Genomic DNA, 17088 nt, shown 5'->3' on the forward strand with positions numbered 1-17088 from the left:
TTAACATCAATGTCAAAATATTTTAATTTTCTGAAAAAAGCATTAAGCGGAGAAGAAGTCGACTATACCAAAGCCACCATAAGAAGTGCTGTCCTTCTTTTAGCCATTCCTATGATGTTGGAAATGGCAATGGAATCTGTGTTTGCATTGGTAGACCTGTATTTTGTCGGTCATCTGAAAGAAAGCGGTTTTGCCATTCAAACAGTCGGACTGACAGAATCTGTACTTTCCGTGATGTATTCGATTGCCATAGGGATGAGCATGGCGGCAACAGCGATGGTTGCAAGGAGAATAGGGGAGAAAAACCCGGAACAGGCTTCCAGAAGTGCGGCCCAGGTTTTATTGGTTTCTTTTGCAGTGACTTTTATTTTAAGCTTATTCGGAGTGATCTATGCTGAAGAGATTTTAATTCTGATGGGTTCAAAGCCTGAAGCTGCATCTTACGGTAAAGGATTTACAAGAATTATGATGGGAAGCAGTGTCATTATCATGTTGTTATTCCTGATCAACGGAATTTTCAGAGGAGCGGGGAATGCTGCCATTGCCATGAAATCTCTTTGGATTGCCAATATTGCGAATATTATTTTGTGTCCGGTTTTAATCAAAGGTTTCGGGCCGGTTCCGGCGATGGGATTAACAGGCGCCGCTCTCGCAACAACAATCGGAAGAAGTATTGGAGTGATATATCAATTGTATCACCTCTTAATTGCAGATTCGCAAATCAGAATCCAGTCGAAATATTTTACACCTGATTTTAGTATTATTAAATCAGTCATAAAAATTGCCACTCCCGGAATCTTTCAGTTCGTGATTGCTTCCTGCAGCTGGATCTTTCTGGCTCAGCTGGTGGCGACAACCGGCGGTGAAAATGCTTCTGCGGGATATCAGACCGCTTTACGTCTGATGATGTTTTTTATGTTTCCGGCTTGGGGATTGAGCAATGCAGCATCTACACTTGTAGGACAAAACATGGGAGCGAACGAAATGCTGAGAGCAGAACAGTCTGTAATGAAAACCGTAAAATATAATGTGATTTTTATGGTAATCGTTAGTGTTATTTTCTTTTTTATGGGTGATTTTTTAGCCGGATTTTTTACCAATGAAACTGAAATTAGAAATATTGCCACCAATGCATTGCATATTATGGCTGTTGGATTTATCTTTTACGGAATCGGGATGGTGATGATTAATGCTTTTAACGGAGCCGGAGATACGTGGACGCCAACCTGGGTGAATCTTTGCGGCTTCTGGCTGTTTCAGATCCCGTTTGCTTATCTTCTTTCAAAATATTTTGATTTGGGACCGAAAGGCGTATTTATCTCAATTCCCGTTGCTGAAGCTTTAATCACAATCGTCGCTTTTTTATTATTTAAAAGAGGAAAATGGAAAACGGTGAAAGTTTAGGGGGGAAAAAGTGAGAAGTGAGAAGTAAAAAGTGAGAAGTAAGAAGTTAAGTGATGATGAAGATTTTATGATTATTAGTGTCGGGCTTTCATATTTGCTAAAGAATTATAAAAATTTTAACAGCTGAACTTTTGATTTTAAAATGGTATTCTCTAATTTCGTAATACAACTAAATTATATTACTATGGGAAAAGGAGACAAAAAATCAAAAAGAGGAAAGATTAACAACGGAAGCTACGGAAAAAGAAGACCTAGAAAATCTTCAAAAACTGTGGCCGCTGCCGAAGAAAAATCTAAAGCTTAAAAAAGACCGGAAATTGTTCCGGTCTTTTTATATAAATAGGTATAAATATTATTTTCCTCCAAAAATATTTCCCAGAATATTTCCGAGCCCGCCTTCATCTCCGTCTTTTTTCTGTTTATTGTCATTTCCTAAAACACTTCCAAGAATATCATTGAGCGGATTAGATGAATTAGACGGTCCACCTCCCAATACGCTTCCTATAATATCATTCAAAGGATTCGACTGCTCATTTTTTGTCTGGCCGGAAGCATTGCCTAAAATACTATCGAGTAAGCCTCCTAAACCTCCCGCATCCACATTATTCTGTTGTTTCTCTTTCCCGATATAGCCCATAATCACCGGTGCCAACATCGCTAAAACAGGCCCGATTTTATCGATGGAAATTCCTGTTTTCTGAGATAACTGATTTTCCACGGTCTGCTTTTCTTCACCAAAAATATGATTAAGGATAGAATTTCCTTCGGATTGTCTTGCCTCGGCTTGGCTGATATCATTCAGGATACTTCCGTCATGATCTTTATCCAGCGCTGTATTTAAGGATTCAGCTTCATTGGGAGACTGAGATTTTTTACTGAGATAAGAAATAATTAGCGGTGCAGCTACTGCAAGCAATGCAAGTACCTGATTTCTGCTTATCCCGAATTTGCTTTTAGCTCTTTCTGCTACCTGGTTTCCGGTATTTCCTGTAAGTAAATCAATTAAGCCCATAGTTGATGATTGTTATTGTTATATATTCAGGTCATCAAAAAATATTCCTAATAGTTTATATTGATATTGAAGCAGGTGTAAAAAGCTGTTATCATATCAATTCTTCACGATGGGTACATTCGAGCAGGCTTCACCGAACATTAATGATTTTACGATTGGTTTCAGTTGTTCCACCAGCTCAATATATGCATTTTCAGGAATTTCCTTATCCGAACAACCTTTTACCAACACTCTTTTGTCACGCATCTCCTCAAAATCATAATTTTTAACGGCATTATGCATCAGGATTACTTCCAGGTCTTCACGATTTCCAAAAACGATTTTTTTGGTAACATCCGTTAATCTGGCCGTGATTAAAAAGTAAGCCCACAGCGGAACAATAGCATCTGCCGAATTATAGACATATACATAAGCGTCACGGTATTCTTCAACATCAATCGCTGCAACTTTTTCACGGAAATCTTTCTCTTTTAGAATCATTTCCATAAAAAGAAAGTCCTTAAGGTCGATGCCTTTTCTTGCGCCCTTCGGAACAAGATCGGTAAGATCAAAATTGATGAGACCGCTCTCTGCAACTTTATTCCGGATTTCAAATTCTTCTGACATTTTTATCATTATCTTTGAACAAATTTACAAATTAAGATGCAAAGAAGTCCTAATTTGTTTTCTATAGCTGTTATAGAAACCTCCCATAATTTCACTTGATAAATTAAAGAGATTCATAATTGCAATTTAAAATTAAAGATTTCACCAGAAATGAAATATTACATTATTGCCGGAGAAGCATCCGGAGACTTGCACGGAAGTAATTTAATGAAAGCGCTGAAGCAGAAGGATTCCAATGCGGAGTTCAGATTCTGGGGAGGTGATCTTATGGCAAAACAGGGTGGGACCCTGGTTAAACATTATCGGGATCTTGCTTTTATGGGTTTTCTGGAAGTTGCCATGAACCTTCGTACGATTCTGAATAATATTAAATTTTGTAAAGAAGATATTCAAAACAATAAACCGGACGTTCTTATCCTGATAGATTATCCTGGTTTTAATTTAAGGATTGCCAAATTTGCGAAAGAACAGGGGATAAAGGTTGTCTATTATATTTCTCCTCAACTTTGGGCCTGGAAGGAAGGAAGAGTAGAAATCATTAAAAAATATGTGGATGAAATGATGGTGATTCTTCCGTTTGAAGAAGATTTTTATAAAAAGCATGGTGTTGAATCTCATTTTGTAGGACACCCTTTGCTGGATGCTATTTCCACATTAGAAGACATTACTACCGAAAATTTCAAAAGAGAGAATGGGTTGAATGAAAAGGAAATTATTGCATTGTTGCCGGGCTCGAGAAAGCAGGAAGTAGAAAAAATGCTGCAGATAATGCTTTCCGTAAGGCCTTATTTTAAAGAATATCAGTTTGTTATTGCCGGGGCGCCAAGTCTTCCGAAAGAATTTTACGAAAAATATGTGGATGATAATGTACATTTTGTGTCCAATAAAACATACGATCTGCTGAGGTGCTCAAAAGCGGCTCTGGTGACCTCCGGAACTGCCACTCTGGAAACTGCATTGCTGAATGTTCCTGAGGTGGTTTGCTACCGCGGGAGCAAAGTTTCTTATGCGATTGCCAAAAGACTGGTGAAAAATATAAAATACATTTCCCTGGTGAATCTCATTATGGATCGTGAAGTAGTAAAGGAATTGATCCAGAATGATTTAAATACCAATAATCTTGTAGATGAATTGAAGAAAATACTTTCTACAGAAAAGAGATTTGAAGTGTTCAGGGACTATGAGCTGCTCAGGGAAAAGCTCGGCGGAAAAGGAGCGAGTGATCATGCTGCGGATGTCATTTTAAAAATGTAAAATTTAAATAAATTGTAATTAATCGCAGGAAGTTTTTCTGCGATTTTTCTTTTGTCTAAAGAATTTAGGTGTTTTTCTAAAGTTTTAAAATATTCCTGTGGAAATTTTCTCCGAAATAAATATTTTTGGAAAAACACAACTGTTGAAAAAACAGCCTCTTCTTATTCTTCTTATTTTTTTTATTCTTGGGATTTTTTTTCAGGATCAAATTTCTCTTGATAAAACTTACATTTTTGCGGTTGCAGGAATAAGCTTGCTGGTTGTAATTACTACGTTTTTTAAGAATTATTTTTTACACAGAATGCAGCCTTGTCTATTGTGTGTAATGTTTTTCGGCGTAGGGATCATTCTTCATTTTTTCAATGCTTATGACAATCCTGTTTCCGTTCAGGGAAATCATTCTATTATTTTTAAAATTTCCGGAAAGCTTAATTCTAATGAAAAATATAGAAAATATCAAAGTACTGTCAAGATTGAAGGTCAATATTTTAAAGCTATTGTTTATGTTCCGAAAAGTGAAAAGCCACTTGATTTTAACCATTATTACCAGACAAAGGCTTTTGTTTCAAAACCAAGAGCTCCGCAATATGATTTCCAGTTTGATTACTCAAAATATTTACAACGTAAAAATATTGATTTTCAATGTTATATTAATGATGAGGTGTATGCTGCAGAAAGAAATGATATACGCTGGAATGAACAATTTTCTCAAAGAAGATTAGAGGTTCTTCATCATATTGATAAGACAACAATGTCTGCAAAATCTAAAGAATTTCTAAAAGGAATTATTCTTGCAGACCGTACAGACATTGATGCGCAGACGGTTCAGGATTTCAGCAGATCAGGGCTGGTACATTTTCTGGCAATTTCAGGAACACATATTGTTGTGGTTTTCGGGTTGTTTTATTTCTTATGGGTTAAAATTTTACCGGCCAGATGTAGAAAATATGCTATTGTTATAAGCCTGGTTTTGATTTGGTTTTTTACTGCTTTCATTGGTTTTGGAAGCTCGGTGGTTCGTTCAAGCATCATGCTGAGTGTGTATTTTATCTATGTTCTTCTTCAGCGGAAGTCAGATCTTCTTCACTCTCTGGCATTGTCCGCATTTATCATTTTGCTTTCAGACACCCAGCAAATATTTGATGTGGGATTTCAGTTGAGCTATCTCGCAGTTTTAGGAATATTCTGGCTCAATCAACCGATTCTGAATATACTTCCAAAACAGAACAGCAGGATCAAAAAAATCATTTTCAATACTGTTTCGATTTCTATTTCAGCTCAGCTGGCGACACTTCCTCTTGTGCTGTACTATTTTCATCAGTTCTCTTTTATTTCTATTATTGCCAATTTTTTTATTGTTCCTTTTTCTGAAATAATTATCGTGTTTTCATTTTTGATGACCACTTTGATAGCTTTTAACATAAACTTCGAATATTTGAATAAATTATATGGATTTATCATTGATACATTACTTAATATCATCCATTGGTTTGCAGGATTTAATCATGTTTTTTTTGAAAATATTCCCTTAAATTTAACTGAAGTCTTTTCTTTGTTTTTAATAATTGTTTTGTTAAGGTATGTTGTTTTAAAATGTAATCTTAAAAACTTCACGAGATGGATGATGGCGGTTGTTGCTTTTTTTATATTGAGGTTAGGATTTGATTTTTACGAAGAGCAAAAGTCTGAAGTTTTGGTTCATCATTTCTCTAAAAATAGAATATTATCCATTAAAAAGAATAGTGAAGCCTGTTTCTGGATCGAAGAGAATTCAGACAAATCAGATATTATAAAATTTGTTATTAATCCGTACTGTGCTGAAAGACGGATAAAAACGACAGAGATAAAAACTCTTCCCAAGACAGCTGAAAAAATCATTTATCAGCATACGACATATGAAATAAAATAATTTTTACGTATATCGTTTTCCTTTTATTTATAATAATTTAACGCTTATTTAGAAAGATTACAAACTGGCTATATGTGAGATTTCTCACTTTTTGATCTAGTTAACATTTCTTAATTTTGTGGAAAATCAAATTTAAACTTATATGGCAGGTTTAACGAGTTCTACGATAGGTAGAAAATATGCTATGGCATTGTCGGCTATCTTTTTGCTGATATTTCTGGTAATGCACCTTTCTGTAAACCTTTTGTCGGTTTTTGGTGCAGATGCTTACAATAATGCTTCGCAGTTTATGGGGTATAATCCTCTTATTCAGTTTGTAATGCAGCCGGTTTTGATATTTGCTGTAGTTTTCCACTTTGTAATGGGATTTGTTTTAGAAATTAAAAATCAAAAAGCACGTCCTGTTAAATATGAAGCTAATAATCCTTCTCACAATTCTACCTGGATGTCCAGAAATATGATTATTTCAGGGGCTGTAATTTTGGCTTTTATTTTTCTACACATGTATGATTTCTGGTTTCATGAAATGAACTACAAGTATGTAGATGGGTTGCCAATTGAAGAATCACGTTTCTGGGGAGATCTGCACGCTAAATTTGCAGATGCATGGAGAGTAATTATTTACATTATATCTTTCATTTTGCTGGGATTACACCTGGGACACGGTTTCCAGTCTTCATTCCAATCTATCGGTGCAAGACACCCTAAATATACTCCTGTAATCATGGCATTAGGAAAATGGTATTCCATCCTGATTCCTGCAGGTTTTATCTTTATCGCAATTTATCACTTTGTAACTCAATAATATCAATATACTAATATGAGTAAATTAGATTCAAAAATTCCGGCGGGTCCTTTAAAGGATAAGTGGAAAAATCATAAAGACCATATGAACCTTGTTGCACCAAACAACAGAGACAAGATTGATATTATTGTTGTTGGAACAGGTTTGGCAGGAGGTTCTGCAGCTGCAACGCTGGCAGAGCAGGGATACAATGTAAAAGCATTCTGCTATCAGGATTCTCCAAGAAGAGCGCACTCTATTGCCGCTCAGGGAGGTATTAATGCCGCTAAAAATTACCAGGGAGATGGTGACTCTACTTACAGATTGTTTTATGATACCATCAAAGGTGGTGACTATAGAGCGAGAGAAGCCAATGTTTACCGATTAGCAGAAGTATCTGCAAATATTATCGACCAGTGTGTTGCTCAGGGCGTTCCTTTCGGGCGCGAATACGGAGGTCAGCTTGATAACCGTTCATTTGGTGGAGTTCAGGTAAAAAGAACATTTTATGCTAAAGGACAGACGGGACAGCAGTTGTTATTAGGAGCTTATTCAGCCATGAGCCGTCAGATTGGTAAAGGAAGAATCAAAATGTACAACCGTCATGAAATGATGGATCTTGTCATTGTAGACGGAAAAGCAAGAGGAATTATCGCAAGAAACCTTGTAACAGGTGAAATCGAAAGACATTCTGCGCACGCGGTAGTAATTGCATCCGGAGGATACGGAAACGTATATTTCCTTTCTACCAATGCAATGGGCTCCAACGTTTCTGCGGCATGGAAAATCCATAAAAAGGGTGCGTATTTCGCAAATCCTTGTTATGTGCAGATTCACCCTACATGTATTCCGGTTCACGGAACACAGCAGTCTAAGCTGACTTTGATGTCAGAATCTTTAAGAAACTCAGGAAGAATCTGGGTGCCTAAAAAGATTGAAGATGCACAGGCGATCAGAGAAGGAAAGTTAAGACCTGAAAATATTAAAGAAGAAGATAGAGATTATTATCTTGAAAGAAGATATCCTGCATTCGGTAACCTTGTACCGAGAGACGTTGCATCAAGAGCTGCTAAAGAAAGATGTGATGCCGGATACGGAATCGAAAACAATGATACTCAGGAAGGTGTTTACCTGGATTTCTCTACAGAGATCATGAAAAAAGGTAGAGAAGCCGCTATCGAAAAACATATTCATAATCCTACCGAGCAGCAGATTTATGATTTAGGAAAAAGCTGGGTTGAAGAAAAATATGGGAACTTATTCGTAATGTATGAAAAAATTACGGCTGATGATCCTTATAAGACACCAATGAAGATTTATCCTGCCGTTCACTACACCATGGGTGGAGTTTGGGTAGATTACAATCTTCAGTCTACCATTCCGGGATGTTTCGTAATCGGAGAAGCAAATTTCTCTGATCACGGGGCTAACAGATTGGGAGCTTCTGCGTTGATGCAAGGTCTTGCTGACGGTTATTTCGTTCTTCCATACACCATTGCAGATTACCTTTCTGCAGACATCAGAACAGGATCTATTCCTACCAATTCTTCATCTTTCGATGAAGCCGAAAAAGGAATTAAAGAAAAAATAGATTTCTTCCTGAATAATAAGGGAACGCATTCTGTTGACCATTTCCACAAGAGATTAGGAAACATCATGTGGAATAAAGTTGGAATGGGAAGAACCCCTGAAGGATTAAGAGAAGCTATTAGAGAAATTGAAGAGGTAAGAAAAGATTTCTGGAAGAACGTAAAAGTTCCTGGCGATAATGACGGAATGAACACCGAGCTTGAAAAAGCATTCAGAGTGGCAGATTTCTTAGAGCTTGGACAATTAATGGCTATTGATGCATTGCATAGAAATGAATCTTGCGGAGGGCACTTCCGTGAAGACCACTCAACTCCGGACGGAGAAGCTGAAAGAGACGATGTAAACTTCAAATATGTAGGTGCATGGGAATATCAGGGAGAGGATATCAACGCAGAAGTGTTGCACAAAGAAGAGCTGATCTACGAAAATATTGAGGTGAAAACAAGAAGTTACAAATAATCTCCAACCTATAAATATAACATTATGAGTGCAAAAAAAGGCTTACATCTTACGCTGAAAATTTGGAGACAAAAAAATAATAAATCTAAAGGTCAGTTTGAGACTTATAAAATATCGGATGTTTCTACAGATTCCTCATTCCTGGAAATGTTGGACATCCTCAACGAAAATCTTATTAACGAAGGAAAAGAGCCTATCGCTTTCGATCACGACTGTCGTGAAGGGATTTGCGGAATGTGTTCTCTTTACATCAACGGTAGAGCGCACGGTCCGGACACAGGGATCACAACCTGCCAGCTTCACATGAGAATGTTCAAGGACGGGGAGACCATCGTTATCGAGCCATGGAGAAGTGCTGCTTTCCCGGTTATTAAAGATTTAATTGTAGACAGAAGCGCATTCGACAGAGTAATGGCTGCAGGTGGTTTCATTTCGGTGAACACTTCTGGAAATACTTTGGATGCCAATGCGATTCCTGTTCCAAAAGAAGATGCAGATAAAGCGATGGACGCTGCGGCATGTATCTCATGCGGTGCCTGTGTAGCTTCCTGCAAAAACGGCTCGGCAATGCTGTTCGTGGGTGCAAAAGTTTCTCAATATGCACTTTTACCTCAAGGTAGAGTAGAAGCCAAGCGAAGAGTGCTGAATATGGTAAAAGCCATGGACGAAGAAGGATTCGGAAACTGTTCAAACACTGGTGCTTGTGAAGTAGAATGTCCGAAAGGAATTTCTCTTGAGAACATTGCCAGAATGAACAGAGAATACATGGCAGCATTTGTTGACAGAGGATAAAAAATACCATAAATAATATTAAAGCAGCTTTCATAAGAAGCTGCTTTTTGGTTACTGCAATATTCTTTTGATTTAGAAATTAATAGGATGGACTCAATTAGAAATAGAAATCTTTTCTAACATTTCTATACTGTTTTTATTGATTGAATAATCATGGAATATTAACGTAATTTCAAATATACATTCTAATAAATTTAAATGTTTACTATGCGCAGTCACGGCTTTTATTTCTTTTAGTTAAATCTTTCATAAAATACCTTGAAATATGATATCTAGTTGAGATGAAAAACTTATTTTTGCGTAATTATAAAATTCGAAATGAAAAAATATCTTTTATTGTTTATCATCGCTGTTTTTGCGGTGTCTTGCTCTAAAAAAGTAGAAGTAAAAGGAAAAATTACAGGCGGTTCTCCATTAGAGAGAATCGAGTTTATTGAGGCATCAGGTGTTGCCACCTTACCACTTATTAATATCGGGATTAACAAAGACGGAACTTTCTCCGGAAGTTTTGAGGCTCCGAAAAGCGGAATGTATGTAATGTCATATGGCGGAAAACAAAACCTGATCTATCTTAAAGGTGGCCAGAAACTTGAAATTACAGGTAACGGAATGAGCTTCCCGTCAGAATTCGTAGTTACGGGTGATGCTAAAAATAATAATGATTTCTTTACGGCCACACAAAAATATCTTTCCACCTATGCTCAGACTGTGAACATGAATGAGCTGATGACAAAAGATGAAAAAACTTTCATCAAAGGAATTGAAAAAGTGCAGGCCGATGTTACTAAAAATATAGAAGAAAACGTAAAAAAATTCAGTCCGGATAGCGGGTTGGTGGAATGGAAAAAGAATGACCTTGCCAGCACATTGCTTACCATCCTGAATCAATACGAAATGAGTCACAAACAAATGGGTAATCCTTCATTCAAAGTGACGAAAGCTTTCACGGATTACGAAAACAAACTTCAGGAAAATAAAGAGGTAATGGTGAAAGAAAATCCTTTCTACAGACAATACCTTTTAACAAAAATGAGCCCGGATTTCCAAAAATATGCTCAGGCAAACGGCGCGGGAAAACCGGATATAACCACTTCAGAATTATTTGCAGAATACCTGAAGAAAAATCAGAAAGATCTTTCACAGACAGCTAAAGATTACTTATTGGCTTTTGTAATGGCACAATCTGATATTCATCCTGGAACTCCTGAAAAAACAATCGAGAAAATTAAAAAAATCATCGATACGGATATCAAAGACGCTACGATTAAAGAAGATTTAAAGAAAATTCAGTTTGCGATCAACGGTTTCAAAATCGGTGAGCAGGCTCCTGAAGCATCTCTTGTTAAAGCTGATGGAAAATCGTACAGCCTTTCTTCAAACAAAGGAAAACCTTACATGATGATGTTCTATGCATCATGGAATCCTTATATCGGAGAAGCATCCATTCCTGTGTTAAAAGAAGTTGTGAATTTCTATAAATCAAAAATGAACTTTGTTTTTGTAAACGTTGATGATACCAAAGATCAGTTTGTAAAAACCAGCAATTCGCTGATGAAAGGAATTACCGGAACCAATGTATACGGCGAAGGAGGATTAAATTCAGATATTGCCAAAAAATACGGAGTGTACGGTTTCAAATTACCATGCTTCGTTGTTGTTGATAAAGATGGGAAAATTGCAAGCAAACCGTTCTTCAACCTTGGAGATCCTGAACTGGTAACCGCTCTTGATAAACAAACAGGGCTTTCTGCACCGAAAGTGAATCCTAATGTTCAACTGCAACCGGGATTAAATATGGACCCTGCAGCTGCGCCTCAGCAAGCGCCACAACAACAGGCAAATCCTCAGCCGGCCCAGACAAAATAATTTAAATTGAGTACAGATAAAAACCTTGTCTTCGGATAAGGTTTTTTTTATTGTATTTTTGCAGACCGGAAGGTTATCGTTTCCGGGATGCTTTGTCAAAGTTCGGATCTTTGACAAAGTTTAAACAGTAAAACAGAAAAAATTCTTAATGAAAAAGAGAAATAAGAAAAATATTATTCTTGAAAATATCAGACTCTTAAATGCAGGAGCTAAAGGGGTTGCCATCGGCAGAACCGAAGAGGGAAAAACGGTAATGGTTACCGGTGCAATTCCTGGAGATGTTGTAAATGTTAAAGTAAAAAAAGCGAAATCTAAATATTATGAAGGAGAAGCGATTGATCTGCTGGAAAAATCACCGTACAGGGTAGATCCGAAATGTATTCATTTCGGCGTTTGCGGAGGATGCAAATGGCAGAACATGAGCTATGAAAAGCAGTTGGATTTCAAACAGGAAGAAGTCTATAACAATATTAAAAGAATCGGAGGGATTGATCATTTTGAAGCAGTACCGATTTTAGGTTCGGAAGAGCAGTATTATTACAGGAATAAAATGGAATTCTCTTTTTCAAATTCCAGATGGCTTACGCAGTATGAAATCAGCTCGGAAGAAAACTTCGGAAACAGAGATGCACTGGGCTTTCATATTCCCGGAATGTGGAGCAAGATTCTGGATCTTAAAGAATGCTTCCTTCAGGAGGAACCTTCAAATACCATCAGGCTGGCTGTAAAAGAATACGCCGTAAAAAACGGTCTCGACTTTTTCGATGTTAAAAATCATGAAGGCTTTCTAAGGACGCTGATGATGAGACAAAACTCAAAAGGGGAGTGGATGGTTCTTTTTCAGCTTTTCAGAGAAGAAAAACAAAACAGGGAAAAATTGTTCCAATTTCTGCTTGAAACATTTCCTCAGATTAAAACCCTGGTGTATGCCATTAATCCTAAAGCGAACGATTCCATCTATGACCTGGATATCAATGTTTATTTTGGTGAAGGATATTTAATGGAAGAAATGGACGGTTTGAAATTCAAAATAGGTCCGAAATCTTTCTTCCAGACCAATTATAAACAGGCCCTTGAACTCTACAGAAAAACATTGGAATTTGCAGATTTGAAGGGTGATGAAGTGGTGTATGATCTTTATACCGGAACGGGAACGATAGCTCAATATGTGGCAAGAAAAGCAAAGCAGGTTATCGGGATAGAATCTGTTCAGGAAGCAATTGATGCGGCAATAGAACATGCAGAGCTGAACGGGCTTACCAACACAACATTTTATTGTGGTGATATGAAGGATATTTTTAATGATGAATTTCTTGCCAATCATCCAAAAGCGGATGTTCTTATTACGGATCCTCCAAGAGACGGGATGCATCAGAAAGTGGTAGAACAGATCCTGAAACTGTCGCCGGAGAAGGTAGTCTATGTGAGCTGTAATTCTGCAACACAGGCACGTGACCTGGCTTTAATGAAAGATCATTATGAGGTGGTGAAAATTTTGCCTGTGGATATGTTCCCACAAACCCACCATGTAGAGAACATTGCATTGCTCGTTAAGAAATAATTTATTTAAATTTGGACAAACATCATCTATTAATATGAAATCTTTTAAATTTCTGTTTGCTATATGCTGGATCAGCCTGCTTTTTTCATGCGGTGCTGATGATGATATCTGTGAAAGCGGAGAAGGAACTCCAAGAATGAAATTCTCTTTCCTGAACGCAGAAAACGGTAAAGAAAGAACTCTGGACTCCCTGTATGTTGCCGTAGATTACGGTTCCGGAAAAGTTCAGTTAGGAGGTGAGGCGAAAATAACTTCCAGAATAATTCCCTTAAGAGTAGATGATTCACCCTATACGGATGTTTACTTCAGAACCACTAATCTGGGAACAGAATCCAGGGTAAGGGTAAATTATACCACCAAAGCTGTTTATGTTTCCCCGGGGTGCGGAATTAAAAAAACATATGAAAATTTAAGTTCGATACTAACAACATCTGCAAATGCTCCTGTAAAAGCTATTCAGGATGGACAAAATTTTATTGAGAATGAAGACAAAACCAATCTTTACCTTCTTTTTTAGTGTAATCTATATCCTGAGTTTTGCTCAGAATGCCCAGGGACTAAAAAAAGAAAAATGGAAATATGAGCCTAATTTTATGGTAGGCGGCGATGTTCTGAATGCCGGAGTATCTTTTTTTTCAGACAGAAAGCTGTACCAGGGTTTTATCTCTTCTAAAATAAAAAATAATATTCATGGTATTGTAGAGGCCGGATTTGAATCTAATGTTTACCAGAAAAACGGGTATGATGCAAAAGCAAACGGACCTTTTCTGAAAATCGGGGCTTTCTATATGCTCGCAAAAGATCCGGAGAATGAATTTAACGGCTTTTATGCCGGAGGTAAAATCGGAGGATCTTTTTATACACAGGAATATATGGCTGTGCCTGTTCGTGGTTTTGGCGGAAGCAGTTCTTCTGTTGCTTTTCCGTCATCTTCGCAGTCTTCTTACTGGCTGGAAGGAACCCTAGGTGGAAGAGTGCAGCTCTTTGATTCTAATTTTTTCATTGATGTAAATCTTCAGCCAAGATACCTTGTTGCCACCAGTAAACAAGAAGATATTCAGCCAATGATTGTACCCGGATTCGGAAGGAGTTCCTCAAAATTCAATATGGGATTTGCTTGGAATATTGCTTATAAGTTTTAATGAATTGATTTATTCTAATCCTTTTTCACTCGTCTTTAACAATTGATACAATCCTTCCAGTTCTTTTGGAGGGATTCCTGCATCAAAAGATGAAGAATCATAGGTTTTGTCTCCTGAAGTAATGGTGATTATTGAAGATAGCGCACCGTCGGAAAACCTTTTTGTGGTTGGCGATTCGTAAGTGGATATTTTTGAAAGATTCAATAAATTTATTTCTCTGATAATATTTTCCCAATAAGATTTAGAAATTTCAGATTGTGAATTAACTCCATTTAAATTAGTTATTAACGAATCTTTTTTGTAGATAAATACTCTGTTAGTACCTCTGGTAAATTCTCTTAATTCTATTTTTTCGATCTGATTATTTTCATTATTTGTTATTGTGTCGTTTTTTGATTCTACAGAATTATTTTGTGAAATACATTTTATGTTGATAAGGCAACATAATAATAGAAAAATAGTATATGTTTTCATATAAAAATCATAATTTTTATCAATGTTATTCTAAAAGTATGCCGCAAATTAATATATTTGCACACAAATTAATATTCTTAAAATGAATTATAAAATTACTTTTAAAGTACCATTTTTATTCTTTGTATTATTATGCTGTTCAATCTTTGCTCAAAAAAGGAAAATTCAAGAGCAAGGCCAATTTGTATTCGGCAAAACATATACGATAGATGATTTGAAGAGAATGAATGGGGTTATCAGATGTGCGTCTACAGAATATGAAGCAATGCTTCAAAAACAAGATCCAAACAGGATGACCGATGCTCAATTTGAAGCATGGATTGCTCCTTTGATTGAAAAATCCAAGACCAATAAATCGCAGAATGGCGGAATTATTACGATTCCCGTAGTTGTACACGTTATTCACAGTGGCCAGGCTTATGGTGTGGGGCAGAATATTACTGATGAGCAGGTTCAGTCTCAGATTACTGTAATGAACAATGATTTCAGAAGAATGGCTGGAACTCCGGGGTTTAATACAAATCCTGTAGGTGCAGATGTAATGATTCAGTTTGCATTAGCAAAAGTAGATCCTAATGGAAATCCTACAAATGGTATTGATAGGGTGCGTATTTGTCAGGATTCTTGGACAACGGATGAAGTTAATGTCAATGTAAAGCCGGCAACAATTTGGGATCCTACACAATATATGAATATGTGGAGTGTTAAGTTTGGAGGTTCAAGTTCAAATATATTGGGTTATGCGCAGTTTCCATCAAACTCAGGTGTTGTAGGTATGCCTGCCGGAGGTGCTGCCAATACTGATGGTGTAGTTGCCAATTATGGAACATTCGGAAGCTCAGACTATGGAACAAATTTCAATTTGGGCGCTCCTTACGATAAAGGAAGAACAATGACTCATGAAGTAGGTCACTTTTTAGGACTTAGACATATTTGGGGAGATGATTCAAATCCATTAGTTTGTGCTACAGATTATTGTGATGATACGCCTCCTGCTCATGAGGCTAATGGTGCTTGTACTGTTCCTATTCAAAGTTGTACTCCCGGTCTATTTGAAATGGTAGAAAACTATATGGATTATACCAATGATACGTGTATGAACATTTTCACGTTAGATCAAAAAGCAAGGATGACGGCTGTAATGAATAACTCTCCTCGAAGAGTTGAATTGAAAAACTCCGTAAAAGACTTACCAATTCCGTTATTTGCTAATGATGCAGAATTAAAAGCAGAAAAAATTTGTCTGTCATCTTCGTCTTGTCAGGGTACTAATTCTATTTCAGTGCCATTTAGTCTGTACAATAGAGGTACGTCTCCGCTTACATCTGCGGTGATCACTTATTCCGTAAATGGTGGTGCTTCACAAACGTATAACTGGACAGGTAACCTTGCTCAAGATAGATATGCTGCAATATCTATTGTAGCTGCAGAAAACTCTACAATTTCTGCACAAATTACTTCCGTAAACGGAACTTCTGATGCGAGAGCAAGTAATAATACTGCATTTTCATTTGTAGGAAATTATACAACAACACCTCTGGGTAGTACTTCTCTTACTTTTACACTCCAACCAGATTTTTTCGGTTCAGAAACTACTTGGACATTAAAAAATAGCACAGGAACTACTATAGATTCCGGAGGGCCGTATTCAAACGGAGTAGCTGTTGGAAATCAAATCGTATCATTACCTGCTTTAGTTACTAAGACATGGAATTTAGCGCCAGATTGTTACACATTCACTATTAATGATTCTGAATCAGATGGTATAGAATATTACGGTTATTATAATGTAAAAAACTCATCTGGAAATAATATAATTTTTGAAGGATCAACTAATTTTGGAGCTACACAGTCAAAAGCATTTAAAGTATTAGTATTGGATACAAAAGATGTAAAAGAAGTAGGTGCAAATGCTATCCAGATATATCCGAATCCTGTATCAGATATCTTAAACATCACCAAAGTTTCTGATAAGGCATCTTATAAAATTTACAGTGCTGCCGGTCAACTGGTAAGACAAGGTAATATCAATGACGGAAAAATTAACGTTTCCGAACTGATCAAAGGTGGTTACATAATTACGGTTGAAGAAAAAGGAAAAGATTTATTTACCTCCAAATTCATCAAGAAATAATAAGATAATTTTAAATGATTAATTCAATCCCCGGGGAAGCCCGGGGATTTTTTATTTTGTTGTAAGGGATTTGAATAAATTCAATATTAATAATGAATAAT

At 36.7% G+C, this 17088-nt stretch carries 15 protein-coding genes; 12 read left to right on the forward strand and 3 right to left on the reverse strand.

What is annotated here, in order from left to right; genetic code table 11:
• Nucleotides 1–9 precede the first annotated feature (9 nt).
• Nucleotides 10–1404: an MATE family efflux transporter gene (locus BUA76_RS03720; protein ID WP_072883494.1), complete on the forward strand. Its 1395-nt coding sequence runs from the start codon at nucleotides 10–12 to the stop codon at nucleotides 1402–1404.
• Nucleotides 1405–1588: 184 nt separating this feature from the next.
• Nucleotides 1589–1708 carry a 30S ribosomal protein THX gene (locus tag BUA76_RS03725; RefSeq protein ID WP_072883495.1) on the forward strand — a complete coding sequence of 40 codons (120 nt, stop codon included), beginning with the start codon at nucleotides 1589–1591 and terminating at the stop codon, nucleotides 1706–1708.
• A 48-nt stretch (nucleotides 1709–1756) separates the two neighbouring features.
• Here BUA76_RS03725 and BUA76_RS03730 read toward each other — a convergent pair whose 3' ends face one another.
• Both BUA76_RS03730 and BUA76_RS03735 read right to left on the reverse strand, forming a co-directional pair.
• Nucleotides 1757–2416 carry a DUF937 domain-containing protein gene (locus BUA76_RS03730; RefSeq protein WP_072883496.1) on the reverse strand — a complete coding sequence of 220 codons (660 nt, stop codon included), beginning with the start codon at nucleotides 2414–2416 and terminating at the stop codon, nucleotides 1757–1759.
• 96 nt (nucleotides 2417–2512) lie between these two features.
• A complete protein-coding gene (locus BUA76_RS03735) occupies nucleotides 2513–3022 on the reverse strand; it encodes a DUF2480 family protein (RefSeq protein ID WP_072883688.1) in 510 nt (169 codons plus the stop codon).
• Between the two features lie 150 nt (nucleotides 3023–3172).
• Here BUA76_RS03735 and lpxB point away from each other — a divergent pair, with 150 nt between their 5' ends.
• The 9 genes from lpxB to BUA76_RS03780 all read left to right on the forward strand — a co-directional run bounded on the left by lpxB (nucleotide 3173) and on the right by BUA76_RS03780 (nucleotide 14379).
• Nucleotides 3173–4276 carry a lipid-A-disaccharide synthase gene (gene lpxB / locus BUA76_RS03740; RefSeq protein ID WP_072883497.1) on the forward strand — a complete coding sequence of 368 codons (1104 nt, stop codon included), beginning with the start codon at nucleotides 3173–3175 and terminating at the stop codon, nucleotides 4274–4276.
• Between the two features lie 142 nt (nucleotides 4277–4418).
• The gene (locus BUA76_RS03745; RefSeq protein WP_072883689.1) at nucleotides 4419–6185 is read left to right on the forward strand and encodes a ComEC/Rec2 family competence protein; all 1767 of its coding nucleotides are present in this window, start codon (nucleotides 4419–4421) and stop codon (nucleotides 6183–6185) included.
• Nucleotides 6186–6327: 142 nt separating this feature from the next.
• Nucleotides 6328–6990 (forward strand): succinate dehydrogenase cytochrome b subunit, encoded by a 663-nt coding sequence (locus BUA76_RS03750; RefSeq protein WP_072883498.1) that lies wholly within the window; start codon nucleotides 6328–6330, stop codon nucleotides 6988–6990.
• A 15-nt stretch (nucleotides 6991–7005) separates the two neighbouring features.
• Entirely contained in the window at nucleotides 7006–9018 is a 2013-nt protein-coding gene (locus BUA76_RS03755) for a fumarate reductase/succinate dehydrogenase flavoprotein subunit (protein ID WP_072883499.1), read from the forward strand.
• A gap of 24 nt (nucleotides 9019–9042) precedes the next feature.
• Nucleotides 9043–9810: a succinate dehydrogenase/fumarate reductase iron-sulfur subunit gene (locus BUA76_RS03760; RefSeq protein WP_072883500.1), complete on the forward strand. Its 768-nt coding sequence runs from the start codon at nucleotides 9043–9045 to the stop codon at nucleotides 9808–9810.
• Between the two features lie 318 nt (nucleotides 9811–10128).
• Nucleotides 10129–11676: a TlpA family protein disulfide reductase gene (locus BUA76_RS03765; protein WP_072883501.1), complete on the forward strand. Its 1548-nt coding sequence runs from the start codon at nucleotides 10129–10131 to the stop codon at nucleotides 11674–11676.
• Nucleotides 11677–11824: 148 nt separating this feature from the next.
• Complete coding sequence (gene rlmD, locus BUA76_RS03770) at nucleotides 11825–13237, forward strand: 23S rRNA (uracil(1939)-C(5))-methyltransferase RlmD (RefSeq protein WP_072883502.1); 1413 nt, start codon at nucleotides 11825–11827, stop codon at nucleotides 13235–13237.
• Between the two features lie 34 nt (nucleotides 13238–13271).
• Nucleotides 13272–13754, forward strand: a complete 483-nt coding sequence (locus tag BUA76_RS03775) for a DUF6452 family protein (RefSeq protein WP_072883503.1) — start codon at nucleotides 13272–13274, stop codon at nucleotides 13752–13754.
• Nucleotides 13720–14379, forward strand: coding sequence for a DUF6048 family protein (locus BUA76_RS03780; RefSeq protein ID WP_072883690.1), 660 nt, complete (start codon nucleotides 13720–13722; stop codon nucleotides 14377–14379). The genes BUA76_RS03775 and BUA76_RS03780 overlap by 35 nt, the downstream gene beginning before the upstream one ends.
• A gap of 9 nt (nucleotides 14380–14388) precedes the next feature.
• On the opposite strand, the gene BUA76_RS03785 is transcribed toward BUA76_RS03780, so the two are convergent.
• Nucleotides 14389–14853, reverse strand: coding sequence for a hypothetical protein (locus tag BUA76_RS03785; RefSeq protein ID WP_072883504.1), 465 nt, complete (start codon nucleotides 14851–14853; stop codon nucleotides 14389–14391).
• Between the two features lie 223 nt (nucleotides 14854–15076).
• On the opposite strand from BUA76_RS03785, the gene BUA76_RS03790 reads away from it, so the two are divergent.
• Nucleotides 15077–16987 carry a M43 family zinc metalloprotease gene (locus BUA76_RS03790; RefSeq protein WP_178337298.1) on the forward strand — a complete coding sequence of 637 codons (1911 nt, stop codon included), beginning with the start codon at nucleotides 15077–15079 and terminating at the stop codon, nucleotides 16985–16987.
• Nucleotides 16988–17088: the final 101 nt, after the last annotated feature.

Source organism: Chryseobacterium takakiae, assembly GCF_900129385.1.
In the GTDB taxonomy this organism is placed as follows: Bacteria; Bacteroidota; Bacteroidia; order Flavobacteriales; family Weeksellaceae; genus Chryseobacterium; species Chryseobacterium takakiae.